The 26,473-nt window shown below is 73.3% G+C and carries 22 protein-coding genes; 6 read left to right on the top strand and 16 right to left on the bottom strand.

What is annotated here, in order from left to right; all coding sequences use genetic code 11:
- Nucleotides 1-20: 20 nt before the first annotated feature.
- The 3 genes from ectB to ACZ63F_RS12485 form a co-directional block, all read right to left on the bottom strand.
- Entirely contained in the window at nt 21-1,292 is a 1,272-nt protein-coding gene (ectB, locus tag ACZ63F_RS12475) for a diaminobutyrate--2-oxoglutarate transaminase (RefSeq protein WP_469710369.1), read from the bottom strand.
- Between the two features lie 11 nt (nt 1,293-1,303).
- A complete protein-coding gene (gene ectA, locus ACZ63F_RS12480) occupies nt 1,304-1,819 on the bottom strand; it encodes a diaminobutyrate acetyltransferase (protein ID WP_352360498.1) in 516 nt (171 codons plus the stop codon).
- A 287-nt stretch (nt 1,820-2,106) separates the two neighbouring features.
- Complete coding sequence (locus ACZ63F_RS12485) at nt 2,107-3,207, bottom strand: pyridoxal-phosphate-dependent aminotransferase family protein (protein ID WP_469710370.1); 1,101 nt, start codon at nt 3,205-3,207, stop codon at nt 2,107-2,109.
- 218 nt (nt 3,208-3,425) lie between these two features.
- Between ACZ63F_RS12485 and ACZ63F_RS12490 the strand changes: the two genes are divergently transcribed.
- From ACZ63F_RS12490 to ACZ63F_RS12510, 5 genes are all read left to right on the top strand, one after another.
- Nucleotides 3,426-4,280 carry a transporter substrate-binding domain-containing protein gene (locus tag ACZ63F_RS12490; RefSeq protein WP_469710371.1) on the top strand — a complete coding sequence of 285 codons (855 nt, stop codon included), beginning with the start codon at nt 3,426-3,428 and terminating at the stop codon, nt 4,278-4,280.
- Nucleotides 4,277-5,113 (top strand): amino acid ABC transporter permease, encoded by an 837-nt coding sequence (locus ACZ63F_RS12495; RefSeq protein WP_352360492.1) that lies wholly within the window; start codon nt 4,277-4,279, stop codon nt 5,111-5,113. The genes ACZ63F_RS12490 and ACZ63F_RS12495 overlap by 4 nt, the downstream gene beginning before the upstream one ends.
- Nucleotides 5,110-5,883: an amino acid ABC transporter ATP-binding protein gene (locus ACZ63F_RS12500; protein WP_469710372.1), complete on the top strand. Its 774-nt coding sequence runs from the start codon at nt 5,110-5,112 to the stop codon at nt 5,881-5,883. The genes ACZ63F_RS12495 and ACZ63F_RS12500 overlap by 4 nt, the downstream gene beginning before the upstream one ends.
- Before the next feature lie 71 nt (nt 5,884-5,954).
- Nucleotides 5,955-7,046, top strand: coding sequence for an amidohydrolase family protein (locus ACZ63F_RS12505; RefSeq protein ID WP_469710373.1), 1,092 nt, complete (start codon nt 5,955-5,957; stop codon nt 7,044-7,046).
- Between the two features lie 142 nt (nt 7,047-7,188).
- Nucleotides 7,189-8,106 (top strand): SCO1860 family LAETG-anchored protein, encoded by a 918-nt coding sequence (locus tag ACZ63F_RS12510; protein ID WP_469710374.1) that lies wholly within the window; start codon nt 7,189-7,191, stop codon nt 8,104-8,106.
- A 78-nt stretch (nt 8,107-8,184) separates the two neighbouring features.
- On the opposite strand, the gene cobC is transcribed toward ACZ63F_RS12510, so the two are convergent.
- The 6 genes from cobC to cobM are packed head-to-tail and all read right to left on the bottom strand — an operon-like array spanning nt 8,185 to nt 14,562.
- Nucleotides 8,185-9,297, bottom strand: coding sequence for an Rv2231c family pyridoxal phosphate-dependent protein CobC (cobC, locus tag ACZ63F_RS12515; protein ID WP_469710375.1), 1,113 nt, complete (start codon nt 9,295-9,297; stop codon nt 8,185-8,187).
- Nucleotides 9,287-10,219, bottom strand: coding sequence for a sirohydrochlorin chelatase (locus ACZ63F_RS12520; protein WP_469710376.1), 933 nt, complete (start codon nt 10,217-10,219; stop codon nt 9,287-9,289). The genes cobC and ACZ63F_RS12520 overlap by 11 nt, the downstream gene beginning before the upstream one ends.
- A complete protein-coding gene (locus ACZ63F_RS12525; protein WP_469710377.1) occupies nt 10,216-10,800 on the bottom strand; it encodes a precorrin-8X methylmutase in 585 nt (194 codons plus the stop codon). Before ACZ63F_RS12525 ends, ACZ63F_RS12520 begins: the two co-directional genes overlap by 4 nt.
- A complete protein-coding gene (gene cobJ, locus ACZ63F_RS12530) occupies nt 10,797-12,500 on the bottom strand; it encodes a precorrin-3B C(17)-methyltransferase (RefSeq protein ID WP_469710378.1) in 1,704 nt (567 codons plus the stop codon). The genes ACZ63F_RS12525 and cobJ overlap by 4 nt, the downstream gene beginning before the upstream one ends.
- The gene (gene cbiE / locus ACZ63F_RS12535) at nt 12,497-13,729 is read right to left on the bottom strand and encodes a precorrin-6y C5,15-methyltransferase (decarboxylating) subunit CbiE (protein WP_469710379.1); all 1,233 of its coding nucleotides are present in this window, start codon (nt 13,727-13,729) and stop codon (nt 12,497-12,499) included. The genes cobJ and cbiE overlap by 4 nt, the downstream gene beginning before the upstream one ends.
- The gene (gene cobM, locus ACZ63F_RS12540) at nt 13,726-14,562 is read right to left on the bottom strand and encodes a precorrin-4 C(11)-methyltransferase (protein ID WP_390639394.1); all 837 of its coding nucleotides are present in this window, start codon (nt 14,560-14,562) and stop codon (nt 13,726-13,728) included. Before cobM ends, cbiE begins: the two co-directional genes overlap by 4 nt.
- Nucleotides 14,563-14,646: 84 nt before the next feature.
- Here cobM and ACZ63F_RS12545 point away from each other — a divergent pair, with 84 nt between their 5' ends.
- Complete coding sequence (locus tag ACZ63F_RS12545; protein ID WP_469710380.1) at nt 14,647-15,375, top strand: ZIP family metal transporter; 729 nt, start codon at nt 14,647-14,649, stop codon at nt 15,373-15,375.
- Between the two features lie 11 nt (nt 15,376-15,386).
- On the opposite strand, the gene cobI is transcribed toward ACZ63F_RS12545, so the two are convergent.
- The 7 genes from cobI to ACZ63F_RS12580 are packed head-to-tail and all read right to left on the bottom strand — an operon-like array spanning nt 15,387 to nt 26,387.
- A complete protein-coding gene (gene cobI, locus ACZ63F_RS12550) occupies nt 15,387-16,133 on the bottom strand; it encodes a precorrin-2 C(20)-methyltransferase (protein ID WP_469710382.1) in 747 nt (248 codons plus the stop codon).
- On the bottom strand, nt 16,118-17,653 hold the full coding sequence (locus ACZ63F_RS12555; RefSeq protein WP_469710384.1) for a cobyrinate a,c-diamide synthase: 1,536 nt from the start codon (nt 17,651-17,653) through the stop codon (nt 16,118-16,120). Before ACZ63F_RS12555 ends, cobI begins: the two co-directional genes overlap by 16 nt.
- A complete protein-coding gene (gene cobO, locus ACZ63F_RS12560; protein WP_469710385.1) occupies nt 17,653-18,252 on the bottom strand; it encodes a cob(I)yrinic acid a,c-diamide adenosyltransferase in 600 nt (199 codons plus the stop codon). The genes ACZ63F_RS12555 and cobO overlap by 1 nt, the downstream gene beginning before the upstream one ends.
- Nucleotides 18,252-20,267: a putative cobaltochelatase gene (locus tag ACZ63F_RS12565; RefSeq protein ID WP_469710387.1), complete on the bottom strand. Its 2,016-nt coding sequence runs from the start codon at nt 20,265-20,267 to the stop codon at nt 18,252-18,254. The genes cobO and ACZ63F_RS12565 overlap by 1 nt, the downstream gene beginning before the upstream one ends.
- Entirely contained in the window at nt 20,264-23,932 is a 3,669-nt protein-coding gene (gene cobN, locus ACZ63F_RS12570) for a cobaltochelatase subunit CobN (RefSeq protein WP_469710389.1), read from the bottom strand. Before cobN ends, ACZ63F_RS12565 begins: the two co-directional genes overlap by 4 nt.
- Complete coding sequence (locus ACZ63F_RS12575; RefSeq protein ID WP_469710391.1) at nt 23,929-25,440, bottom strand: cobyric acid synthase; 1,512 nt, start codon at nt 25,438-25,440, stop codon at nt 23,929-23,931. The genes cobN and ACZ63F_RS12575 overlap by 4 nt, the downstream gene beginning before the upstream one ends.
- Nucleotides 25,437-26,387 (bottom strand): cobalamin biosynthesis protein, encoded by a 951-nt coding sequence (locus ACZ63F_RS12580; protein ID WP_469710392.1) that lies wholly within the window; start codon nt 26,385-26,387, stop codon nt 25,437-25,439. Before ACZ63F_RS12580 ends, ACZ63F_RS12575 begins: the two co-directional genes overlap by 4 nt.
- Nucleotides 26,388-26,473: the final 86 nt, after the last annotated feature.

Here is a 26,473-nt window from a genome sequence, read left to right on the forward strand (position 1 = left end):
CCTCCTTGGTTCTGATCCGGTCAGACGGTCTCGCGGACGGCGCGGGCGAGGATGCTCAGCCCCTCGTCCAGCTCGTCCGGGGTGACGGTCAGGGCGGGCAGCAGCTTGACGACCTCGCTCTCCGGCCCCGACGTCTCGATGAGCAGCCCGAGTTCGAAAGCGCGCCCGGCGATCCGCCCGGCCCGTTTCTTGTCGTGGAACTCCAGGCCCCACACCAGGCCCCGCCCCCGGTACTCGCGCACGTCGGCCAGGTTCTCCTCGACGATCGCGATGAGCCCCTGCTCGACCTGCTCGCCCTTGGTCCGGGTCTGCTTCTCCATCGCAGGGCCGTCGGTCCAGTAGCTCTCCAGGGCGGCGGCCGCGGTGACGAAGGCGGGGTTGTTGCCACGGAAGGTGCCGTTGTGCTCGCCCGGCTCCCACACGTCCAGCTCGGGCCGGAACAGGCACAGCGACATCGGCAGCCCGTAGCCGCTGATGGACTTGGACACGGTGACGATGTCCGGGACGATCCCCGACTCCTCGAAGGAGAAGAAGGCGCCGGTGCGTCCGCAGCCCATCTGGATGTCGTCCACGATCAGCAGCATGTCCTGCCGCTCGCAGAGCTCCTTGAGGGCGCGCAGCCACTCGGGCCGGGCGACGTTGATGCCGCCCTCGCCCTGCACGGTCTCCACGATCACCGCGGCCGGCTTGTTGAGCCCGGACCCCTGGTCCTCGAGGAGCCGCTCGAACCAGAGGAAGTCCGGCACGGTCCCGTCGAAGTAGTTGTCGAACGGCATCGGCGTCCCGTGCACCAGCGGGATCCCGGCCCCGGCCCGCTTGAACGCGTTGCCGGTGACGGCGAGCGAGCCGAGGGACATCCCGTGGAAGGCGTTGGTGAACGACACGATCGCCTCGCGCCCCTTCACCTTCCGGGCGAGCTTGAGCGCCGACTCGACGGCGTTCGTCCCCGTCGGCCCCGGGAACATGACCTTGTACGGCAGCTCCCGCGGCCGCAGCACCAGGTCCTGGAACGTCTGCAGGAACGACCGCTTGGCCGTGGTCGACATGTCGAGGCCGTGGGTGACGCCGTCCCGTTCCAGGTAGTCGAGCAGCGCCCGTTTCAGTACGGGGTTGTTGTGGCCGTAGTTGAGTGATCCGGCGCCGGCGAAGAAGTCGAGGTACTCGTGGCCGTCCTCGTCGTACATGCGGCTGCCCCGGGCCCGGTCGAACACGGTCGGCCAGCCGCGGCAGTAGCTGCGGACCTCGGACTCCAGGGTCTCGAAGACGCTGAGGTCGGGCTGGATGATGGTCACGGCGGGGCTCCTCAGTGCGATGTGGGGGTCAAGGGGCCGATGCGGTACAGGACTTCGGGGTCGTGCGGACCGTCGGGGAACTCACCGGCCTCGAACAGCACCGTGCGTTCGACGACGGCGCCGTGCCGGGCGGCGTACGAGGTGAACAGGCGCTCGGAGGCGGTGTTGCCGGGCGTGATGGTGGTCTCGACGGCGGTGAGCGGCCGGTCGGCGGCCACCCGCGCCGTGAGCCCGTCCAGCAGCCGGGCCGCGATGCCGCGCCCGCGCTGCGCGGCGTCCACGGCCACCTGCCAGACGAGCAGCGTGTCCGGCCGGTCCGGCCGGGTGTATCCGGTCACGAACCCGACGGGCTCGCCGTCCGCGCCCCGCGCCACCGCCGAGGTGCCGGCGAAATCCCGGCACCACAGCAGATAGCTGTACGAGGAGTTCAGGTCGAGGCTTCCGGAATCCTTGGCGATACGCCAGAGAGCGGCACCGTCGGTCACCACCGGGCGGTCGACGATCAGGTCTGCTTGTGGGGCAGTCATGCGAATTGAATTTAGCGAGGCAAATGCAAAAATGCACGGCGAGTGCCGGCGATGGCCACATCTGGGCTGCCTGTATGTCCCGATATATCCCGCTACAAATCGGGCAAATGACCCTGTCATGTGGAGTGTGTCACAGGGTTGAAACCTGGACGAAATTCCCCCTGTTTAGCTGCGCAAAAAGCGGGCAGGAGAACTCAGGTAAGCCATCCACCGAAAAGGAATTCGAGATTTCCTTGAATTCAGGCGCCGATAACACCGGGTGCCCGCTCCCGCAATCGTCCGGACTGCTACCGCCAGGCGGATTCGACCGTCCGCCGGGCGCCCTCCAGGTCCACCGCGAGCCCCCGCTTCGCCAGGCACGCGCCGATCGCCGCCAGGCTCGACCGGACGGCGCCGGCCGTCGCGTCCACCCCGTAGTGGTTGACCCGGATCATCTCCCCGGCCAGGGCACCCCCGCCCGCGGCCAGCGGCAGGGTGCCGTCGCCCGCCAGCGCCTCGGCGACCAGCTCCGACGCCACCACGCCCGACGGCACCCGCAGCGTCGTGGCGACCGGTGCCGCGTCGGACTCCGCGTACACGTACGGCTCCAGGCCGCCGCCGAGGGCAACCGCCCCGGCCCTGGTGGCCCGTGCGGCCGTACGGTGCCGGGCCATCACGGTCTCCGGGCCGTCCACCTCGATCCGCTCGACGCACGCCTCCAGCGCCAGCATCTCCAGCTGCGCCGGCGCGTGCAGCAGCGCCTTGCGGCCGCCGTCGACCCAGCGCTCCTTCCAGTCCAGCAGGGAGAGGTAGGAGCGGCGCGGGGCGTTCGGGTTCGCCGCCATCCGGGCCCACGCCCGCGCGCTCACCGACACCGCCGAGACGCCGGCCGGGCCGCCCATCGCCTTCTGCGCCCCGATCACGCACAGGTCCACGCCCCACGCGTCCGGCAGCACCGGCTCGGCCCCGACCGAGGCGACCGCGTCCAGGTAGAAGAGGGCGCCGTGGGCCCGTACCACCTCGCCGATCTGCGCGACCGGGTTGGTGTTGCCGGTCGCCGCCTCCGCGTGCACCAGGGACACGAAGTCGATCTCCGGGTGCTCGGCGAACGCCTCCCGGATCTGCTCGGCCGTCACCGCCGTGTGGAACGGCACGGAGAGGTCGATCACCGTCGCGCCGCAGTCCCGCAGCCAGTTCCCGAAGGTCTGCCCGTACGGGCCGGTGATCACGTTCAGTGCGGTCGTCCCCGGCCCGGCCGTGGCCCTGATCGCCCCCTCCAGGGGCAGCAGCGCCTCGCCCTGCATGATCACGACGTCCTGGCGGGTGTCCAGCAGCCGGGCCACCCGGTCCTCGATCGCGGCGAAGCGGGCGGCGGTCAGCGGGGGCAGGTCGAGGAAGGGGTGGGTCACGGCGGTGCTCTCCTCAGTCGCGGCAGGTGGATCACGATGAGCGTAACCGGCGCCCCTCCACCGCCCCGAGCGGCGACTTCTTAGGCCAGGCCACGGCTCGGCCATCGTTTTGGTTTGGGAAGCCCAAACATCTCCTTATAATCGGAACCCGTAGAACCGGAATCCAAAGCTCCCTCACAGATCGGCGGGGGCTCACCCACAGACTCACGGGAGGTCTCGTGACCACGCTCCTCGGGCGCCGCCGGGCTCGCGCCCTGGCCGCCGCCACCGCCGCGGCCGGGCTGGCCCTCGTGGCCGGCTGCACGTCGAGCGGCAACGGCTCCAGCGCCTCCAGGACGGCCGCCGGCGGGGTCGAACTCGTCAAGGCCGGGCAGCTCACCACCTGCACCCACCTGCCGTACCCGCCGTTCCAGTCGGAGATCGACGGCAAGGTGCAGGGCTTCGACGTGTCGATGATCGACCTGGTCGCCAAGGACCTCGGCGTGAAGCAGCAGATCCTCGACACGCCGTTCGAGAACTTCAAGACCGGCGCCTTCCTCAACTCGGGCGAGTGCGACCTGGCCGCGGCCGGCATGACCATCACCGCCGAGCGGAAGAAGAACGTCGACTTCTCCGACCCGTACTTCGACGCCACCCAGGCCCTGCTCGTCGGCAAGAACAGCGGCATCACCTCGCTCGCCGACGCCAAGGCCAAGAAGGTCGAGCTGGGCGCCCAGGCGCAGACCACCGGCGAGGACTACGTCAGCAAGCAGGGCTTCGACCCGGTCTCCTTCGAGTCCTCCGACGCCGTCCTCAACGGCCTGCGCACCGGCCAGGTCAAGGCCGTCGTCATCGACTACCCGGTGGTCCAGGGCTGGCTGAAGGACAAGGCCAACGCGGACGCCTTCCGGGTCGCCGGGAACATCAACACCGGTGAGCAGTACGGCTTCACGGTGAAGAAGGGCAACACCAAGCTGCTCGCCGCCGTCAACAAGGCGATCGCCGACGCCAAGGCCGACGGCACGTACAAGAAGCTGTACGAGAAGTGGATCGGTCCCTACGACGCCTCGGCCGCGTCCCCCGCCGCCTCATGACCGCAGGCACGGACACGGAGCTCCAGCCGCGCCGCAAGGGCCTGTCCCGGCGGCAGAAGCGCCGGCTGTCGCGCGGGGCGCAGTACGTCGTCTTCGTCGGCGCCGTCGTCGCCTTCGCCGTCGGCGCCGACTGGGGACGGCTGCAGAACCAGTTCGCCCAGTGGGACATCGCCAGGCAGATGTTCCCGGACGTCATCACGCTGGCGCTGAAGAACACCGTGCTCTACACCCTGTCCGGCTTCGTCGTCGGGCTGGCCCTCGGCATGGTGATCGCGCTCATGCGGCTGTCGTCGGTCGGCCCCTACCGCTGGCTGGCCGGCATCTACATCGAGATCTTCCGCGGCCTGCCCGCCCTGCTGATCTTCATCTTCATCGGCGTCGCCGTCCCGCTCGCCTTCCCCGGCACCGAGATCGTCGGCGGCACCTACGGCAAGGTGGCCCTCGCCCTCGGCCTGGTCGCCGCCGCCTACATGGCCGAGACGATCCGCGCGGGCATCCAGGCCGTCCCCAAGGGACAGCTGGAGGCGGCCCGTTCACTGGGCTTCTCACCCGCCCGCGCCATGGTCTCGATCGTCATCCCGCAGGCGTTCCGCATCATCCTCCCGCCGCTCACCAACGAACTGGTGCTCCTCTTCAAGGACTCCTCCCTGGTGCTCTTCCTCGGCGTCACCCTGGAGGAGCGCGAACTGTCCAAGTACGGCCGCGACCTGGCCAGTACGACCGCCAACTCCACGCCGATCCTCGTCGCCGGCCTGTGCTACCTGCTGGTCACGATCCCGCTCGGCTTCGTCGTGCGCCGCATGGAGGCGAAGGCCCAGGAGGCCGTCAAGTGAGCCGACCCGAGATCGAGGTGAAGGGCCTGCACAAGTCCTTCGGCGACAACGAGGTGCTGCGCGGCATCGACCTGGAGATCGCCCCGGGTGAGGTCGTCTGCGTCATCGGCCCGTCCGGCTCCGGCAAGTCCACCCTGCTGCGCTGCGTCAACCTTCTGGAAGAGCCCACCCAGGGGCAGGTGTTCGTCGGCGGCACCGAGCTGACGGACCCGGACGTCGACATCGACGCCGTGCGCCGCCGGATCGGCATGGTCTTCCAGCAGTTCAACCTCTTCCCGCACCTCACGGTCACCGAGAACCTCACCCTGCCGCAACGCCGGGTGCTGCGCCGGGACAAGGCGACGGCGGCACGGGTCGCCGCGGAGAACCTCGCCCGCGTGGGTCTGACCGAGAAGGCGGACGCCTACCCCGCCGCCCTCTCCGGCGGCCAGCAGCAGCGGGTGGCGATCGCCCGCTCGCTGTCCATGGGCCCCGAGGTGATGCTCTTCGACGAGCCGACCTCCGCCCTCGACCCGGAGCTGGTCGGGGACGTCCTGGCGGTGATGCGGATGCTGGCGCGGGAGGGCATGACCATGATGGTGGTCACCCACGAGATGTCCTTCGCCCGCGAGGTCGCCGACCGGGTCGTCTTCATGGACGGCGGAGTCGTCGTCGAGGACGGCACCCCGGACCAGGTCATCGGCAACCCCACCCACGAGCGCACCCGCCACTTCCTCTCCCGCCTCCTGGACCCGGCCATGGCCCAGGTGGAGGAGGAGACCCCGGAGTAGCCGGGAAGGGCCGGCGCACGGCTGCCGGGCCGCATCGATGAGGGGCTGCCGGTCGTCCTAGGCTGAGCCCCATGAGCGATCAGGCGGTGCTGCACGTGAAGGGCAGGGTCCTCGTGGGCCCCGAGGACGTCCGCGACGAGCTGTGGGTGGTGGACGGCCGGGTCTCCTACGCCCGGCCCGCCGGCGCCCGTGACGTCCGGACCGTCGAGGGCTGGACGCTCCCCGGCCTCGTCGACGCCCACTGCCACGTCGGCCTCGGCCCGCACGGCCCGGTCGACGCGGCGACGGCCGAGAAGCAGGCCATCACCGACCGTGAGGCCGGCACCCTCCTCATCCGGGACGCCGGATCGCCGTCCGACACCCGCTGGGTCGACGACCGCGACGACCTCCCGAAGATCGTCCGGGCAGGCCGGCACATCGCCCGTACCCGCCGCTACATCAGGAACTTCGCCCACGAGATCGAGCCCGGGGACCTGGTCGCGTACGTCGCCCAGGAGGCCCGGCGCGGCGACGGCTGGGTCAAGCTGGTCGGCGACTGGATCGACCGCGACCTCGGCGACCTGGCCCCCAGCTGGCCCCGCGACGCCGTCGAGGCGGCCATCGCCGAGGCCCACCGGCTCGGCGCCCGGGTCACCGCCCACTGCTTCGCCGAGAACTCGCTCCAGGACCTGGTCGAGGCCGGCATCGACTGCATCGAGCACGCCACGGGACTGACCGAGGACCTGATCCCCCTCTTCGCCGCCCGTGGCGTCGCGATCGTCCCGACCCTCGTCAACATCGCCACCTTCCCGGACCTGGCGGCGGGCGGCGAGGCCAGGTTTCCTCGCTGGTCGGCCCACATGCGCCGGCTGTACGAGCGCCGCTACGACACCGTCAGGGCCGCCTACGACGCCGGGATCCCGGTGTACGTCGGCACCGACGCGGGCGGCAGCCTGGCCCACGGCCTGGTCGCGGGCGAGGTCGCCGAACTCGTCACCGCCGGGATCCCGCCCCTCGACGCGCTCGCGGCGACCAGCTGGGCGGCCCGCGCCTGGCTCGGCAGGCCCGGCCTCGAGGAGGGCGCGCCGGCGGACCTGGTGGTGTACGAGAGCGACCCGCGCGCGGACGTACGCGTCCTCGCATCCCCCCGGAGAGTGGTGCTGAACGGGCAGGTCGTGGAGTAAGGGAACTCCTGTGCCGACCGAGTCGAATGGATTCACGGAAAGTCCACTAAAGAGTGAAGTAACGCAGGATTGCTGCCCGTTCACCCACAGTGCGTAATTCTTGGCGGGTCCCGAGCACGTTTCCTCTGGGGGTCCCACCACCTTGAACAGCGACACATTCCGTAGGCCCGCACGCCGTCTTGCGACCCTCGCGACGGCCACGGCCCTGGCCGCGGGTCCCGCGGCCCTGGCCGGCGCGGGCACCGCACACGCGACCACCGACCACGGTCGCGCGAGCGCGGTCGTCCTGCGCACCGGGCTCGACGTCTCCCTCCTCGACAAGACCGTGAACGTCCCGCTCGCGGTCTCCCTGAACGAGGTCCAGGCACCGCAGAGCGCCGACCGGACGGCGCTGACCGCGACGCTCGACGGAGTCGACGGCGGCAAGCCGTTCAACGTCCTCGGCGCGGACGTCGCCGCGGCGAAGGCGACCGTCACCGCCGACCGCGCCGAGGCCGCCGTCCACCTCGCCCACGCCCGGCTGCACCTGCCGGGCCTGCCCCTGCTGTCCCTCGTCGAACTCGACACGGTCACGTCCAAGGCCACCTGCCGGACCGGCAGACGGCCCGAGGCCGACGCCGACGTGCTCGGCGCCGTCACCGTGCTCGGCAAGCGCGTGACACTGAGCGCGGGCGGCCCCACCGACGTCAAGGTCCCCGGCGTCGGCGAGGTCCGTCTCGACCTGTCCAGGCGCGAGACGACCTCGACCACGGCCGCGGCCAGCGCCCTCGAACTCACGGTCTCCATCAACCCGCTGAAGCTCAACGTGGCCGAGGTGGAGGGAACCCTGACCCTGGCGAAGGCGACGTGCGAGACCCCGCCCGCCCCCGCGGCGGCCCCGGCCGACCCCGCCGACCCCGCCGACCCGGTCTCCGACGTGAAGGTCCAGGGCGCCCCGGAGAAGGAGACGAAGCTCGCGGAGACGGGCGGCAGTTCGGTGACGCCGTACGTGCTGGGAGGAGCGCTGGCGCTGATTCTGGCGGGCGGAGGAGCGGTGACCGTGGTCCGACGCAGGCGATAGCGCCCCCGTCAGGGGCGCGGGGAACTGCGCGACCGGCCAGGACGCACCCGCAGTCGTCCACGGCGCGCAGTTCCCCCCTCACACCCGTATCAACGTCAACGCCTGATCCAGCGCCTGCAGGAACCGGTTCACCGTCACCCGGTCCCGCACCGCGATCCGCACCCACTCCTCGTCGAGCCCGGGAAACGTGTCCCCCCGCCGCACGGCGTACCCCAGCACCCGAAGCTGCCGCCGCACGGCCGCCGCCCCCGCCATCCGGACGAGCACGAACGGCCCCTCCGCGGGCCCCGCCACCCGCACCCCCTCCGGCGTGAACTCCTCGAGACCCGCCACCAGATGCGCCCGGTCCGCGGCGACCCGGTGCGCCGCATGCGCCGCCTCCGCCAGCGCGCGCGGCGCCACACACGCCTCGGCCGCGGCCAGCGCCGGCGTGGACACCGGCCACAACGGCTGCGCCCGCTCCAGCTCGGCGACGACCTCCGGCGCGGCCAGCACGTACCCGATCCGCAGCCCGGCCAGCCCCCACGTCTTCGTCAGGCTCCGCAGCACCACCAGACCCGGCACGTCGGTCCGCCCGGCCAGCGCCTCCCGCTCGCCCGGCACCGCGTCCATGAACGCCTCGTCGACCACCAGCGTCCGCCCCGGACGCGCGAGCCGGGCGATCGCCCCGGCCGGATGCAGCACCGACGTCGGGTTCGTCGGATTGCCGATCACCACCAGGTCGGCGTCCTCCGGGACGGCCGCCGGATCCAGCCGGAACCCGTCCGCCTCCCGCAGCAGCACCCGTGCCACGGTGTGCCCGGCGTCCCGCAGCGCCGCCTCCGGCTCGGTGAACTGCGGGTGCACCACCACCGGCCGGCGCACCTTCAGCGCCCGCGCCAGCAGCACGAACGCCTCCGCGGCGCCCGCCGTCAGCAGCACCCGCTCCACCGGCAGCCCGTGCCGCGCCGCGACCGCCGCCCGCGCCGCCCGCCCGTCCGGGTAGGCGGCGAGCCCGACGAGCGAGTCCGCTATCCGCTCCCGCAGCCAGACCGGCGGAGTGCCGGTCCGCACGTTGACCGCGAGGTCGACGAGGGCCGGGCCGCCGTCCCGGACCTCGGCGTCGCCGTGGTGCCGCAGATCGTGCCCGCCGCCGGAGCCTCTGTCGCCTCCGGCGCCGCCGGATCCGCCGGAGGCGTCCTCAGTGTGCATGCGCGTGCCCGCCATGGTGAGGGTGTCCGTGTCCGTGTCCGTGGTCGTGGCCGTCGTCGTCCGGGTGGAAGTGCGGCTGCTGCGGCAGCCCGACCTTGTCCTCGAAGCCGGGCAGCGCGATCCGGTACACGCACGAGTCGCAGTTCATCCGCAGATCACCCTCGACCGCCTCCCGGTACCGCTCCATCACCAGGTCCAGCAGTTCCGGCTCGGGCCCGATGACGTCCGCCGAACGCACCTCGATCTCCGGGTGCGCGGCCGCCCAGCCCTCGGTCTGCTGCTGCACCCGGTCCGGCAGGATCCCGGTGAAGAGAAAGTACGGCAGGACGACGATCCGGCGCGCCCCCAGTTTCAGACACCGGTCGAGGCCGCTCGGCACGTCCGGCGCCGCCAGCGACACGAACGCCGTCTCCACCCCGGCGTACCCGCGGCCCTCCCACAGCAGCCGGGCCGCCTTGTGCACCTCGGCGTTGGCGTCGGGGTCCGTCGAACCCCGGCCCACCAGCAGCACGGTCACGTCGGCGCGGTCCTGTGCGGTCCGCGAGGAACCGCCCAGCGCCTCGTCCAGGCGCCGTTCGAGGACCGACAGCAGCGAGGGGTGGGGGCCCAGCGGACGGCCGTAGGTGTACGAGATCCCCGGGTGACGCTCCTTCTCCCTGGCCAGCGCGGCCGGGATGTCGCCCTTGGCGTGTCCGGCGGAGACCAGCATCAGCGGCACCGCGGCGAACCGCCGTACGCCCTGCTCCACCAGGTCGGCCACGGCGTCGCCGAGCGGCGGCGGGGACAGCTCGATGAAGCCGCCCGCGACGGGCAGTTCCGGGTGGCGGCGCCCGAGCTCCCGCACGAAGTCGCGGAACGCCTCGGCCCCGGCTTCGTCCCGGGTGCCGTGGCCGGCGATGAGCAGGGCGGGCGGGGTGGTCACAGGGTCTCCTCGGAAGTGGGGTGGTACAGCAGGGCGTTGAGCGCGGCGGCGGCGACCGCCGAACCGCCCTTCTCGGACACGTTGCTGACGGCGGGCAGCCCGCTCTCGCGCAACGCGGCCTTGGACTCGACGGCGCCGACGAAACCGACGGGCAGGCCGATGACGAGCGCGGGGGCAGCGTCCAGCGTGAGCAGCTCCTCCAGCGCGGTCGGCGCGTTGCCGATCACCCAGAGCGCGCCGGGCCCGACCTGTTCGTAGGCGAGCCGGATCGCGTGTGCCGAACGGGTCAGCCCGGGACCGGCCCCGGCGTCGCGCAGCCGGCAGACCGTCTCCCGGCGGGTGATCCCGGCGGCGACCATCTCGACGTCCACGACGACCGGCGCCCCGGCGTGCAGCGCGGCATGCGCCTTCACCAGGTCGGCCTCGTCGGTCACCAGGTCGGTCGCGTACTCCAGGTCGGCGGCGGAGTGGACGACCCGCTCCACCACGGCCCGGGTCAGCGGCGGGAGGTGCGAGGTGTCCAGGCGGGCGCGCAGCCGCCGGTAGGACTCCTGCTCGATGGGATGGACGACCCGGTTCACTTGCCCTCCTCCTGGGCGCTCTCCTGCCAGCGGTAGCCGCGCGGGGTGACCATGCGCCCGGCGACGTTCCTGGTCGCCGTGTTGCCCACGGTCACGACGGTCATCATGTCGACCCACGCCGGGTCCAGCGCGGCCAGGGTGGTCAGCCGGCTCGACTCGTCGGGGCGCGAGGCGTTGCGGACGACCCCGACGGGCGTCGTGGGCTCCCGGTGCCCGGCGAGGATCGCGAGCGCCTTGGGCAGCTGCCAGTCGCGGCCCCGGGAACGCGGGTTGTAGAACGTCACGACGATGTCCGCCTCGGCCGCCGCGCGCACCCGGCGCTCGATGACCTCCCACGGCGTGTGCAGGTCGGAGAGGCTGATCGAGACGTGGTCGTGGCCGAGCGGCGCGCCCAGGACGGCCCCGGCCGCGAGCGCTGCCGTGACCCCGGGTACGCCGATCACGTCGATGTCGTCGGAGGCCTCGGCGAGCGCGGGGGAGGCCATCGCGTACACGCCCGCGTCCCCGCTGCCGATCAGCGCGACGGCATGCCCGGCCCGCGCCTCGGCGACCGCGGTACGCGCCCGCTCCTCCTCGGCGCCGAGCCCCGACTCCAGGATCCGGGTGCCGGGCCGCAGCAGGTCGCGGATCTGGTCGACGTACTGGTCGAGGCCGACGAGCACGGCGGCGCGCCGGAGTTCGGCCCTGGCGCGCGGGGTGAGCAGGTCCCGGGCACCGGGGCCGAGCCCGACGACCGCGAGCCGCCCGCGCGCCGGACGCCGTACGACGGCACAGGTCGCCATGGCGGGCCGGCCGTCCTCCCGCTGCGACTTCCGCTTGGGGACGAGGAGTTCGCCGCCCCGTGCGAGGGCCGCCGCCTCGGCGACCGAGGGGGTGCCGACGGCGGCGAGGGGGGCGTCCGAGGGGTGGGGGACCTGCACCGCGGCCAGTTCCTCGGCGGAGTACGTCACCAGCGGGACCCCGAGCCGCGCGGCCGCCTCGACGAGAGCGGGTTCCCCGGACTTCGCGTCGACGGTGGCGAGTTCGGCGATGCTGCGGGGTGACAGCCCCGCGTCCCGCAACGCCGTCCCGACGAGGCCGAGCACCTCGTCGGCCGGGGCGCCCTTGGAGGCGCCGACGCCGACGACCAGGGACGGCGGCCGCAACAGCACCTCGTCGGCGGCGGGTTCGACCGCGCGGTCGGTCAGCCGGACGGCGAAGGCGCCCTCCCCGGCCAGCGGCAGCGGCGGCAGCGGCCACGCCAACTCGGCTCGCAGGGCCACCGGTTCGCCGTCCAGCAGGGCCCGCGACACGGTCGCCACGGAGCCCTCGACGGGGAAGCCGAGGGTGTCGAGGCCGGGCAGCCCGACCGAGTCGGTCGCGGTGGTCACCACCGGCTGCGCGGCCAGCAACTCACCCACCTCGCGCGCGAGTTCGTTCGCGCCACCGCCATGCCCGCCGACCAGCGACACGGCGAACCGGCCGCCCTCGTCGACGCACACCACACCCGGGTCGGTCGCCTTCCCGCCCAGCAGCGGGGCGATCAGCCGGACCACCGCACCCGTGGCCAGGAAACACACCAGCTGCTCGCACTCCGCGAACGCGGACCGGACGGCGTCCTTGACGGGACCGTCGTACACCCGCGTGCGGTCCGGCCACGCCGCGGCCAGCCGGTCGCGCGCCGCCGCCCCCGCCGCGGTGGCGGAAATGAGGCCGATCACTGGGCAACTCCTTCTTCGGAAACGGGGATTCGCGTCCCCCACAGCAGGAACACGGGATTGGTCGCCGCCAGCCGGGTCACGTCACCCGGCAGCGGCGCGAGACGGGAGGACTGGAGCAGCACCCCGTCGCAGAAGAACCCGGCGCCGGCCAGCGCCGCACGCGCCGCCGGCACCCGGTCCAGGGCGGCCATCGCGACCACCACCGTCCGCCGGGCCCGCGCGGCGCAGGCGGCGACGATCGCGGGCAGTTCGGCCCCGCCCCCGCCGACGAACACGGCATCGGGGTCGGGGAGTCCGGCGAGGGCGTCCGGTGCCATGTCACACACCACATCCACGTACACCCCGTGCGCCCGCGCATTGGCGGTGATCCGCTCCACCCCGTCCGCAGCCTTCTCCACCGCGACGACGGCGGCGCCGAGCCGCGCGCACTCCACAGCCACCGACCCGGAGCCCGCGCCGACGTCCCAGACCAGGTCGCCGAGGCGGGGCCCGAGCCGGGCCAGCGCCAGCGCCCGTACCTCGAACTTGGTGATCATGGAGTCGCGGTGCGCGAACTCGTCCTCGGCCAGGGCCCACCCGGCGGGCTGCACCCGGCCGCCCGCCACCGTCCGCACCGCGCTCAGCGCCCGTGCCTCGTCGAGGCAGAGGACGACACTCACGGCCGTACCCCAGTCACGCGCGGCCGCCTCGGCCGGGGTGACCCGCTCCACCCGCTCCCGTGCCGGATCACCGAGGCCGCTCGCCACGACGAGCAGCCGGTCCGGGGGCACCGCGGCCCCCAGCTCGGCGGGCCCGGCACCCGGCCCGGTCAGCACGGCGACCTTGGGATGCGCCCGGCAGGCATGGACGGCCGTGCGCAGTTCCCGCCCGTGCGCGCTGACGACCACCGCGTCGTCCCAGGGCAGCCCGAGACGCGCGAAGGCGGCGGCCACGGAGGACACACCGGGGCGCACGTCCAGCACCGCCGCCCCGAACCGCTCGGCCAGCGCCCGCACGATCCCGAAGAACCCGGGGTCGCCGGAGGCCAGCACGACCACCCGGTGCCCCTTGTCCAGATGCCGTGCGACGACGTCGAGGGCCGGTGCCAGCGGACCCAGCACCACCCGCTCGGCATCCTCCGGAACCGGCGCGGCCGCCAGGTGCCGCCGCCCGCCGACGACCAGCCGGGCGCCGGCCAGCACGCCGGGCGGCAGCGGGGCGCCCGTCCCGGTACCGACGACCGTGATCATGTACTGGCCCCCCGCTCGCGCAGCTCCCGCCGGGCCTCGGGGTCGGCCTTGCGGAAGCCGTGGAAGTGGCCGGGGTGGTAGAGGTGCGAGCGGGTGCCGTGCGCGGCCAGGGCCGGGCCGACCAGGAAGAGGGTGTGCTTCCAGAGCTTGTGCTCCTTGACCGTCTCCTCCAGCGTCTCGATGGTGCACCGCACGACCAGCTCCTCCGGCCAGGTCGCCTGGTAGGCGACGACGACCGGGGTGGACGTCGGGTAGCCGCCCTCCAGCAGCTCGCGCACCAGCTGCCCGCTGCGCGCGGCGGAGAGGAAGACCGCCATCGTCGTCCCGTGCCGGGCGAACTCCCGCACCTCCTCCCCGGGCGGCATCGGCGTCTTGCCACCGCCCAGCCGGGTGAGCACGACGGACTGCGCCACCTCGGGAATCGTCAGCTCGCGCTGGGCCAGCGCGGCCACCGCGGAGAAGGAGGAGACGCCGGGCACGATCTCGACCTCGATGCCGATCGCGGCACACCGGTCTACCTGCTCCTGGGTACCGCCCCAGAGCGCCGGGTCCCCGGAGTGGATCCGGGCGACCCGCAGCCCGTGGGCATGAGCCCTCTCGTACACGGCGACCACGTCCTCCAGCGACATCGTCGCGGAGTCGAGGACCTCCGCGTCCTCGCGCGCGTGCTGCAGGACCTCCGCCTGGACCAGGCTCGCGGCCCAGATCACGACGTCGGCCTCGGCGATCGCGCGCGCGGCCCGGAACGTCAGCAGATCGGCGGCGCCGGGGCCGGCGCCGACGAAGGTCACCTTGCCGGCGGGGACAGCGCCGGAGGCGGCGGCATCGGCCATGGAAATTCGGTCCTCTCTGGACAAAGGGTGTTACCGGTGGTGCTGGATGTGCGCTGAGGCGGGTCGATCGGATAGCAAGGGCACATGGCGGTCTTCGTCGCGCTCGGCGCGTTCCTGATGACGCTGGCCGGCGGCTGGACGGCACAGCGTGTGACCGACCGTCGTCACCTGGTCCTCGGACTGGCCGGCGGTCTGATGCTCGGGGTGGTCGGCCTCGACCTGCTGCCGGAGGCGCTGCGCGCCGCCGGCCGCGCGGTCTTCGGGGTGCCGGCCGCCCTGCTCCTGTTCGTGGCGGGCTTCCTGCTGGCCCATCTGGTGGAACGCACCCTGGCCCTGCGCCAGGCCGCGCACGGCGCCGACGAGCACGGCCACCGGGCGCCCGAGGTGGGCCTGACGGCGGCCGGCGCGATGGTCGGCCACAGCGCGATGGACGGCGTGGCGATCGGCGCGGCCTTCCAGGTGGGCGGCGGCATGGGCGCGGCGGTGGCGCTCGCGGTCATCGCGCACGACTTCGCGGACGGCTTCAACACCTTCACGATCACGAGCCTGTACGGCAACGCGCGCCGCCGGGCGATAGCGATGCTGGTCGCCGACGCCTGCGCACCGGTCCTCGGCGCCCTCTCCACGATCTTCTTCACCATCCCGGAGGCCCTGCTCGGCGGCTATCTCGGCCTCTTCGGCGGCGTCCTGCTCTACCTGGCCGCCGCCGAGATCCTCCCCGAGGCCCACCACGAGCACCCGGCCCGCTCGACGCTGCTGTGCACGGTCGCCGGCGCGGCCTTCATCTGGCTGGTGGTGGGCATCTCCAGCTGACGCCCGACCGCTCACAGCTTGCCGCCTCTGCCACCGTCCCGGCGCGGCGGCGCGATGAGCGTGGAGAGGTACGGCAGCGGGGAGCCGTCGAGCTCCGCGGCGGGCCGGACGGACTCCTCCGCGAGCCCCAGCGCCGACCCCCACACGGCATCGTCCAGCCGCCCGGTCTCCCGCAACGCCGCCACGACCTCCCCGGCCTGCCGCCCGAACTTGTACGCGACGACCGTCCCCGCCCCGCTCAGCGCCTCCTTGAGCACCTCGGCGCCCGCCGTCACCGGCACCAGCGTGAGCGGCTCGGTCCCCTCGGTGAGCACGGCCCCCGACCGGGCGGCGAGATCCTGCATGGCGGTGATCCCGGGCACGGTCTCCACCACCACGTCCGGCACCAGTTCGGAGATGGTCTGCGCGAGGTAGGTGAAGGTGGAGTACACGTTCGGGTCCCCGATGGTGGCGAAGGCGACCACCCCGTGCTCCCGCAGCAACCCGGCCACCCCGGCCCCCGCCGCGTCCCAGGCGGCCTCCCGCCGCCCCCGGTCACTGCGCTCGTTCAGCGCGAAGACGACCCGTACGACCTTCTCCGCGCCGACGTAGTGCAGCACGGTGGCCTCGGCCCGCCCCCGCTCACCGGTGTCCATGACCGGCACCACGACGACGTCGGCCGCGCGCAGGGCGTTGACGCCCTTGACGGTCACCAGCTCCGGGTCACCGGGCCCCACGCCGACTCCGATCAACCTGCTGCTGCTCATGACGTCCGGCACCTCTCCACGAACCTTCGGGCCACACCGGGCTCGGACGCCCAGTGCGTGTGCAGATAACTCGCGTGCACACCCCGCTGTACGAAACCCTCGACCCGCGGCCGGGGCGCACGCACCCCCCACGCGGGAGCCGCCCCGGCCCCCGGCTCCACCACGGTCCGGTGGAACTCGTGCCCGCGCATCCGCGTCCCGGCGGCGGCCAGCACACTGTCACTCACGGCAACGGCGTCCCGGTACCCGAGCGTGAGCCGGTCCGACATCCGCGCGGTCACGTCGAGCACCCCGCACATCGGCAGCCCGTCCAGCTCCCGGCCCAGATACAGCAGCCCCGCACACTCGGCGGCCACCGGAGCACCGCGCTCCGCGAGGGCGGCGACGTCCTTCCGCAGCAACTCGTTGGCCGCCAGCTCACCGCCGTACACCTCGGGAAACCCGCCCCCGATGACCAGCCCACGCGTCCCGTCCGGCAGCCGCTCGTCCCGCAGCGGATCGAACACGACGACCTCGGCCCCTGCGGCGGCGAGCAACTCGGCGTGCTCGGCATAGGAGAACGTGAAGGCAGCCCCACCGGCAACCGCGACAAGCGGCCTCTCGACCACCTGCGGACGAAGGCGGCCCTGCACCCCCTCCAAGCCGTCCGGTACCCCCTCCAGCCCGTCCGGCGTTTGAGGACGAGGCCGTTCAGGCCGAAGCGGGGGGCCGGGGGCGGCAGCCCCCGAAGCCGGGGTCGCAGGGGCGGCAGCCCCTGGTGATGGGACGGGCAGGGGCCGCGGGGGCGAGGAAACCAGCGCCTCGGCCGGGTCCCAAGCCGCACCTGGCAGCGCCCCGGCCCCCCGCGCAAGCCCCAGCAACCCATCCAGGTCACAACCGTCGGAGACCTGCGCGGCCATCAGGGCAACGGCCTCGACCGCAGCCGACCGCCGTTCGGCGACAGGAACCAACCCGAGGTGCCGCGAGGGCACAGCCACCTGCGGAGCCCGCCGCAACACCCCGAACACCGGCACCCCCGCCGAATCCAGCGCCTCCCGCAGCAACTCCTCGTGCCGGTCCGACCCCACCTTGTTCAGGATCACACCCCCGACCCGCACCTCCGGATCCCACGACGCGAACCCGTGCACCAGCGCCGCCACCGACCGCGACTGCGCCGACGCGTCCACGACCAGCACCACCGGCGCCCGCAGCAGCTTGGCGACATGGGCGGTGGACGCCAGCTCCCCTTCCCCCGCGGCCCCGTCGTACAGCCCCATCACACCCTCGACGACGGCCAGGTCACAGCCCCGCGCGCCGTGCGCGAACAGCGGGCCGACCAGCTCAGGCCCGCACAGGTACGCGTCGAGGTTCCGCCCCACCCGACCGGTCGCGAGCGCGTGGTACCCGGGGTCGATGTAGTCGGGCCCCACCTTGTGCGGGGACACGGCGAGCCCGCGGGCGGCGAACGCGGCCATCAGCCCGGTGGCGACGGTGGTCTTGCCGCTGCCGGACGCCGGCGCGGCGACGACCAGCCGGGGCACGGACGAGGACATCACCACTCGATGCCCCTCTGCCCCTTCTGCCCCGCGTCCATCGGGTGCTTGACCTTGGACATGTCGGTCACCAGATCCGCGTACTCGACCAGCTTCTCCGGCGCGTTCCGCCCGGTGACGACGACATGCTGGGTCCCGGGCCGGTTGCGCAGCACGTCGACGACCTCGTCGGTGTCGACCCATCCCCAGTGCATCGGGTACGCGAACTCGTCGAGGATGTACAGCCGGTACGTCTCGGCGGCCAGGTCCCGCTTGACCTGCTCCCAGCCCTCCCGGGCCTTCTCCTCGTTGTCCATCTGGGCGTCGCGCTGCACCCAGGACCAGCCCTCGCCCATCTTGTGCCAGTCGACGGTCCCGCCCTCGCCACTGGCGCCAAGCACCCGCAGCGCGTTCTCCTCGCCGACCTTCCACTTCGCCGACTTGACGAACTGGAACACCCCGATGGGCCACCCCTGGTTCCAGGCCCGCAGCGCGAGCCCGAACGCGGCGGTGGACTTGCCCTTCCCGATCCCGGTGTGCACGACCACCAGCGGCCGGTTACGGCGCTGGCGGGTCGTCAGCCCGTCGTCGGGCACGACACTCGGCTGTCCCTGCGGCATTACGCGGCCCTCCTCGAACGACCCTGAACGTCCTTCACCAGCCCGGCGATCGAGTCCGCCCGCAGCTCGTCGAGCGTCACCGCGGCAGCGCCCAGCTCACCCGCCAACTGCCCGGCGAGCCCCAGCCGTACCGGCCCGGACTCGCAGTCCACGACCACGGAGGCGACCCCGTCGGCGGCGAAGAGCCGTGCCGCCCGTCCGGCGAGGGCGACCGGCTCGGGGCCACCGGTGGCACGGCCGTCCGTCACCACGACCACCAGCGCCCGCCGCGCCGGATCCCGCAAGCGCTCCACCCGCAGCACGTCGTGCGCCCTGAGCAGCCCGGCGGCGAGCGGCGTCCGACCGCCGGTCGGCAGCGACTCCAGCCGGGCCGCCGCCGCGTCCACGGACGAGGTCGGCGGCAGCGCCACCTCGGCCGCCGCGCCCCGGAAGGTCACCAACCCCACCTTGTCCCGCCGCTGGTAGGCGTCGAGGAGCAGCGACAGCACGGCGCCCTTCACCGCGCTCATCCGCTGCCGGGCCGCCATCGACCCGGACGCGTCGACCACGAACAGCACGAGGTTCCCCTCGCGGCCCTCGCGAGCCGCCTGCCGCAGGTCGTCCCGCCGGATCACGAGCCCCGGTCCCGACCGCCCGCGCGCCCGCTGGTGCGGGGCGGCCGCCTGCACGGTCGCCGCCAGGTGCAGCTTGGTCAGGGCACCCCGCGGCCGTCGCGCGCCCGTCGTACGGCCGTGCTCGGTCCGCGCCCGGGAGCGCCGCCCGGCGGCACCCTCGCCGATCCCCGGCACGCTCAGCACCTTGGTGCGAAAGGGCTCGGCGGCCCGCACCGGGGCCTGCTCGCCCGACGTGCCGCCCGGGGTCTGCGGTTCGCCGTCCGCTTCGGCCTCGGGCCGGGCAGCCGTGTCGCCGCCCTGCGGACCGCCGTCGTCGGGCGCCGGCTGCCCGCCACCCCCACCGGGACCGTCCGGATCCGGATCGTCGTCGCTCTCGTTCTCGTCCTCCCCGGAGAACTCCTCCAGCGTCTGGTCCAGCTTGTCCTCGTCGAGTCCGGGGGCGTCGAAGGGGTTGCGGCGCCGCCGGTGCGGCAGCGCGAGCAGCGCCGCCTGCCGTACGTCCTCCGCCAGCACCTCGGTCCGCCCGGCCCACGCGGCCAGCGCGGTCGCGGTCCGGGCCATCACGATGTCGGCGCGCATCCCGTCGACCTCGAAGGCCGCGCAGGTCGCCGCGATCTGCCGCAGTGCCCCGTCGCCCAGCCGCACCGACGGCAGCAACTTCCGTGCCGCCACGATCCGCTGCCGGACGGCGGCCTCCTCGCCGGCCCAGCGCGCCGTGAACCCCGCCGGGTCGTCGTCGTACGCGAGCCGCCGCCGTACGACCTCCACCCGCTGGTCGGGTTCGCGGGAGGCGGCCACCTCGACGGTGAGGCCGAACCGGTCGAGCAACTGCGGCCGCAGCTCGCCCTCTTCGGGGTTCATCGTGCCGACGAGCAGGAAGCGCGCCGCGTGCCGGACCGACACGCCCTCGCGCTCCACGTACGACGCGCCCATGGCGGCCGCGTCGAGCAGCAGGTCGACCAGGTGGTCGTGGAGGAGGTTGACCTCGTCGACGTAGAGGATGCCCCGGTGCGCGTCGGCGAGCAGGCCCGGCTCGAAGGCCTTCACGCCCTCCGCGAGGGCGCGTTCTATGTCGAGGGCGCCGACCAGCCGGTCCTCGGAGGCGCCGACCGGCAGTTCGACCATGCGTGCCGGGCGGGACTCGAAGGCCCCGGGCGGGTTGTGCGGGCCGTCCGGGCAGGCCGGGTCCGGGGCGGCCGGGTCGCAGGAGAAACGGCAGCCGGCGACGACGTCCACGGCGGGCAGCAGCGCCGAGAGGGCACGTACGGCGGTGCTCTTCGCCGTGCCCTTCTCGCCGCGCACCAGCACGCCGCCGACCGCCGGCGAGACGGCGTTCAGCAGCAGCGCGAGCCGCAGGTCGTCCTGGCCGACGACGGCCGTGAACGGGAACGGGGTACTCACTGGTCGTCGCCCTCCGAGTTGCCTTCCAGGTCGCCTTCGAGCTCCAGGTACGTGGCCCGCAGCCGCTCCAGGGTGTCCGCGTCCGGCTCGGCCCACAGGCCCCGGTCGGCGGCCTCCAGGAGCCGTTCGGTGATGCCGCGCAGCGCCCACGGGTTGGACTTCTTCATGAAGTCCCGGTTCTCCGCGTCGAAGACGTACTCCGCGCTGAGCTTCTCGTACATCCAGTCGTCGACCACGCCCGCCGTGGCGTCGTAGCCGAAGAGGTAGTCGACGGTCGCCGCCATCTCGAAGGCTCCCTTGTAGCCGTGCCTGCGCATGGCCGCCATCCAGCGGGGGTTGACCACCCGGGCCCTGAAGACGCGGTGCGTCTCCTCGCCGAGCGTCCGGGTCCGCACCTGGTCGGGGGTGGCCGAATCGCCCACGTACGCCTCGGGGTTGGCGCCGGTCAGATGGCGCACCATGGCGACCATGCCGCCGTGGTACTGGAAGTAGTCGTCGGCGTCCACGAGGTCGTGCTCGCGGGTGTCCACGTTCTTCGCGGCGACGGCGATCCGCCTGAACGCGGTCTCCATGTCCCCGCGCGCCGCCCGCCCGTCCAGCCCGCGCCCGTAGGCGTAACCGCCCCACACCGCGTACACCTCGGCGAGGTCGGCGTCGGAGCGCCAGTTGCGGGCGTCGATCAGCGGCAGCAGCCCGGCGCCGTAGGCCCCCGGCTTGGACCCGAAGATGCGGGCGGTGGCGCGCCGCCGGTCGCCGTGCCCGGCGGTGTCCTCGTCGGCGTGCGCCCGCACGTAGTTGGACTCGGCCGGCTCGTCCAGCTCGGCGACCGTGCGCACCGCGTCGTCGATCAGCCCGACCACGTGCGGGAACGCGTCCCGGAAGAAGCCGGAGATGCGGACCGTGACGTCGATGCGGGGCCGGCCCAGCTCGGCCAGGGGGATCACCTCGAAGCCGGTGACGCGCCTCGACGCGTCGTCCCAGACCGGACGGCAGCCCAGCAGCGCCAGGATCTCGGCGATGTCGTCGCCCTGCGTGCGCATCGCGGAGGTGCCCCACACGGTCAGGCCGACGGACTTCGGATAGGCGCCGGTGTCGCTCAGATACCGCTGCACCAGCGAGTCCGCGAGCGACTGGCCGACCTCCCAGCTCAGCCGGGAGGGAATGGCCTTGGGGTCGACCGAGTAGAAGTTCCGGCCGGTGGGCAGGACGTTGACCAGCCCCCGGGTGGGGGAGCCGGACGGACCGGCCGGGACGTAACCGCCGTCCAGGGCCTTCAGGATGTGCCCGATCTCGTCCGTGGTGCGCGCGAGCCGCGGCACGACCTCGGTGCACGCGAACTCCAGCACGGCGACGGCGTCGGCCAGTTCGGTGCCGAGGACCTCCCGCACCAGCGCGCGGCTCTCGGCCGCCGCCCAGCCCCGCTGCTCCATGCCCTCCGCGACCCGGCGGCACAGCTGCTCCAGCAGGTCGACCGCGTCGGCCGCGGTCCGCGCCGGACCCTCGACCAGGTCCGACAGCTCCACCGGCACCTTCACCGGCGCACCCGGCTCGGCCAGCAGCTCCTTCTCACTGAGCCCGAAGTGGGCCGCGAACGAGGCCCTGAGCCCCGGCAGCGCGTTCGCCTGCCCGCCCCACACCTGCGAGGCGCGCAGCACGGCCAGCACCAGGTTCACCCGCGGCTCACCGACCGGACCGCCGCCGAGGACGTGCAGGCCGTCGCGGATCTGCACGTCCTTGATCTCGCACAGGTAGCCGTCGATGTGCATGACGAACGAGTCGAAGTCGTCGTCGTCCGGCTGCTCGTCCACGTGCAGGTCGTGGTGGAGCTCGGCCGCCTTCACCAGTGTCCAGATCTGGGCGCGGACGGCCGGTGCCTTCGTCGGGTCCAGATCCGACACCAGCGCGTACTCGTCGAGCAGCTGCTCCAGTTTGGCCAGGTCGCCGTAGGTGTCGGCGCGGGCCATCGGCGGCACCAGGTGGTCGACGACCGTGGCGTGCCCGCGCCGCTTGGCCTGGGTGCCCTCGCCGGGGTCGTTGACGATGAACGGGTAGACCAGCGGCAGGTCGCCGAGCACGGCGTCCGGCGCGCAACCGGCGCTCAGGCCGAGGCCCTTGCCGGGCAGCCACTCCATCGTGCCGTGTTTGCCCATGTGCACGATCGCGTCGGCGCCGAAGGAGTTGTCGAGCCACCGGTACGCCGCCATGTAGTGGTGCGACGGCGGCATGTCCGGGTCGTGGTAGATCGCGATCGGGTTCTCGCCGAACCCGCGCGGCGGCTGGATCATCACGACGACGTTCCCGAACTGCAGGGAGGCGAGCACGATGTCCTCGCCGTCGACGTACAGCGAGCCCGGCGGCTCACCCCACGCCCGCGTCATCGCGTCCCTCAGCTCCGGGTCGAGCTTCTCGAACCACGCCCGGTAGTCGGCGAGCGGCACCCGTGCGGGCGCGGCGGCCAGCTGCTCCTCGGTGAGCCATTCGACGTCGTGGCCACCGGCGTTGATGAGCCGGTGGATGAGCTCGTCGCCGTCGTCGGGGTGACCTTCGACCACGTATCCGGCGTCCCGCAGCGCGTCCAGCACCCGTACCGCCGAGGCGGGCGTGTCGAGGCCGACCGCGTTGCCCACCCGCGAGTGCTTGGTCGGGTAGGCGGTGAAGACCAGCGCGAGCTTTTTGTCGGCGTTCGGCTTGTGCCTCAGCTTCGCGTGCCGTACGGCGATCCCGGCGACGCGGGCGGCCCGCTCGGGGTCGGCGACGTACACCGGGACGTCGTCCGGCCCCTGCTCCTTGAAGGAGAACGGGACCGTGATCAGGCGTCCGTCGAACTCCGGGATCGCGACCTGCATCGCCGCGTCCATGGGGGAGAGGGCGGCGTCGGACTCGTCCCAGGCGCTCTTCGACGAGGTCAGGCAGAGGCCCTGCAGCACCGGCACGTCGAGGTCGGCGAGCGCCCCGATGTCCCAGGCCTCCTCGTCGCCGCCGGCCGAGGCCTGCGAGGCGTGCGCGCCGCCGGCCGCCAGCACGGTCGCGACCAGCGCGTCGGCCTCGGCGAGGAGCTCGTACAGTCCGGCGTCCGCCCCGCGCAGCGAACCGCAGTACACCGGGAGGGCGTTGGCGCCGTGCGCCTCGATCGCGTCGCACAGGGTGTCCACGAAGCCGGTGTTGCCGCTCAGCTCGTGGGCCCGGTAGAAGAGCACCCCGACCGTCGGCCGGCCGCTCTGCCGGGAACGGGCGCCGTGGACGCCGTACTCGGGCATCTTCTGCGGCTCGGCGAACCCCTCGCCGGTCAGCAGCACCGTGTCGGAGAGGAACCGGGCCAGCTCGGTGAGGTTGGCGGGGCCGCCCTCGACGAGGTACCTGAGCGCCTCGGCGACCACGCCCGCCGGCACCGACGACTCGGCCATCAGCTCGGCGTCCGGCACCGCCTCGCCGCCCAGCAGCACGGTCGGGATCCCGGCGGCCTTCAGCGCGGCGAGCCCGTCCTCCCAGGCGCGCTTGCCGCCGAGCAGCCGTACGACGGCGATGTCCGCGCCCGCGACCAGCGCGGGCAGCTCCTCCGCGACGTCGACGCGCGTCGGATTGCCGATCCGGTAGTCGGCACCGGAGGCGGCCCGGGCCGCCAGCAGATCGGTGTCGGCGGTCGACAACAACAACACAGTGCTCATGCGGGCGCTCCCGGTGGAATGAAAGGCAGTCCTTGCGGCGCGCCCGACTCGATGAGCCGCCAGAGCGCGTCCGTGTCCGCGTGCTGTTCGATCAGGTCGCCGAGCCGGTCGAGCTGCTCCTCGCGCAGCGCGGCGAACGAGGTGCCGGGGGCCGGCACGAACCGGCGGCCCGCGGCGGCCGCCACCTCGCGCAGGAAGGCCCGCCGGAAGCCGTCCGACTCCAGGGAGCCGTGCCAGTGCGTGCCCCACGTCTGCCCGACCCGGCAGCCGTCCAGGAACGGCTCGCCCCCGGTCACCTCGCCGACCCCGTGATGGATCTCGTACCCCTCGACCCGCTCCCCGAGGGCCTGTCCGGCCGGCCGGGTGAGCGTCTTCTCCCGGGCGAACCGGACGCGCACGGGCAGCACCCCGAGCCCGTCGACGGCCCCCCTGCGGCTCTCGACCTCGTCCTCGATGTGCTCGCCGAGGATCTGGAAGCCGCCGCAGATGCCGAGCACCGGCCGCTGCTCCGCGGCCCGGCGCCGCAGCGCGTCCGCGAGTCCCCGTGCGTGCAGCCACTCGAGGGCGCGGACCGTCCCCCGGGTGCCGGGGACGATGACGAGATCGGCGTCGGCCAGCTCCTCCGGCCGGTCCACGAACCGCACCACGACGCCGGGTTCGGCGGCCAGCGCGTCCACGTCCGTGAAGTTGGACATCAGGGGGATGGCACAGACGGCGACCCGGAGCACGTCGTCGCCCACGGGCGGGGCCGTGTTCGACTCCCGGACGGTCCCGCGCAGGGACACCCGCAGTCCGTCCTCCTCGTCGATGCCGAGGCCGTGCCGGAAGGGGAGGACGCCGTAGGTGTGCCGCCCGGTGAGCCCGTGCAGCATGTCGAGGCCCGGCTCGAGCAGGGAGACGTCCCCGCGGAACTTGTTGACGAGGAACCCGGCGACGAGGGCCTGGTCCTCCGGTGAGAGCAGGGCGAGGGTCCCGAAGAAGGAGGCGAAGACGCCCCCGCGGTCGATGTCCCCGACCACGAGCACGGGCAGCCCGGCGTTCCGGGCGATCCCCATGTTCACGATGTCGGTCCGGCGCAGGTTGATCTCCGCCGGACTGCCCGCCCCCTCACAGATCACCGCGTCATACGTGCCCCGCAACTCGGCGAGACAGTCGAGCACGGTCCCGAGCAGCTTCTGCTGCCGCCCGCCGTGATACCCACGCGCGCTCAGCTCGCCGACGGGCTTGCCGAGCAGCACGACCTGACTGCTCTGCTCGCCACCTGGCTTGAGCAGCACCGGGTTCATCAGCGCGGTCGGCTCCACCCGGCAGGCCTGCGCCTGCATGGCCTGTGCCCGCCCGATCTCGGCACCCTCGCGCGTGACGAAGGAGTTGAGTGACATGTTCTGCGCCTTGAACGGCGCCACCTTCACGCCCTGCCGCGCCAGCCACCGGCAGATACCGGCGGTGACGACGCTCTTGCCGGCATCGGAGGTGGTACCGGCCACGAGGAGACCGCCGTTGTTCATGACGCCCGTCCCGAGTGCGATCCGCGCAGCAGGGCACCCGCCGCGCTCACCCCCAACGCCAGCCATCCCACCCGCCGTGACAACCGCACCGCCCGCCCGATGTCCGCGACCTGCACAGCCCGCCCCTCCCCGTTCAGCACCGGCCGGTGCTCGACCCGCCCGCCATACGACAGCGTCCCCCCGAGCCGCACCCCCAACGCTCCCGCGAACGAAGCCTCCACGGGCCCCGCGTTGGGACTCGGATGCTTCGCCGCATCGGCCCGCCAGGCCCGCACCGCTCCCTTGGCGTCGCTGCCGGCCACCGCGGCCAGCGCGGCGGTGAGCCGTGCCCCCGGCCAGCCCGCCACGTCGTCCAGCCGCGCCGAAGCCCATCCGTACCGCCGGTACCTGGCAGACCTGTGCCCCACCATCGCGTCCAGGGTGTTGACGGCCCGGAACCCCAGCAGCCCGGGGACGCCCCCCACGGCTCCCCACACCAGCGCGCCCACGACCGCGTCGCTGGTGTTCTCGGCGACGGACTCCACGACCGCACGGGCGATCCCGTCGGCGTCCAGGGCCTGCGGATCCCGCCCGCACAGATGCGGCAGCCGGGCACGGGCCGCCTCGACGTCACCCGTCTGCAGGGCCCGCCCGATGGTCCGGGCCTCACGGGAGAGCGAAGTGCCCCCGACGACGGCCCAGGTGGCGGCGGCCGTGAGCGCGACGGACGCGACGGCGGACGGGCGTACGACCCGCTGCGCAGCGGCACCCAGCGCCACGGCGCCCCCGGCGCACACGGCGGTGTGCAGCGCGCCCCACCCGCGGTGGTCCCGCCACAGCACCCGTTCCACGGCCCCGGCCGCCCGTCCGAACACGGCGACCGGATGCCCCCGGCGCGGATCGCCGAGCAGCAGATCACCGAGAAGACCGGCGGCGGCGCCGTACGCGAAGACGCGGTCGGCACCCATCGGCTCAGCCGGCCGTGGGGTCGGGGACGGGCCGGGTACTCAACCTCGATCGGCAGCCGCGCATGGCGTTATGTCCTCACTCAGGG

This window comes from Streptomyces sp. NPDC104761 (assembly GCF_055583445.1).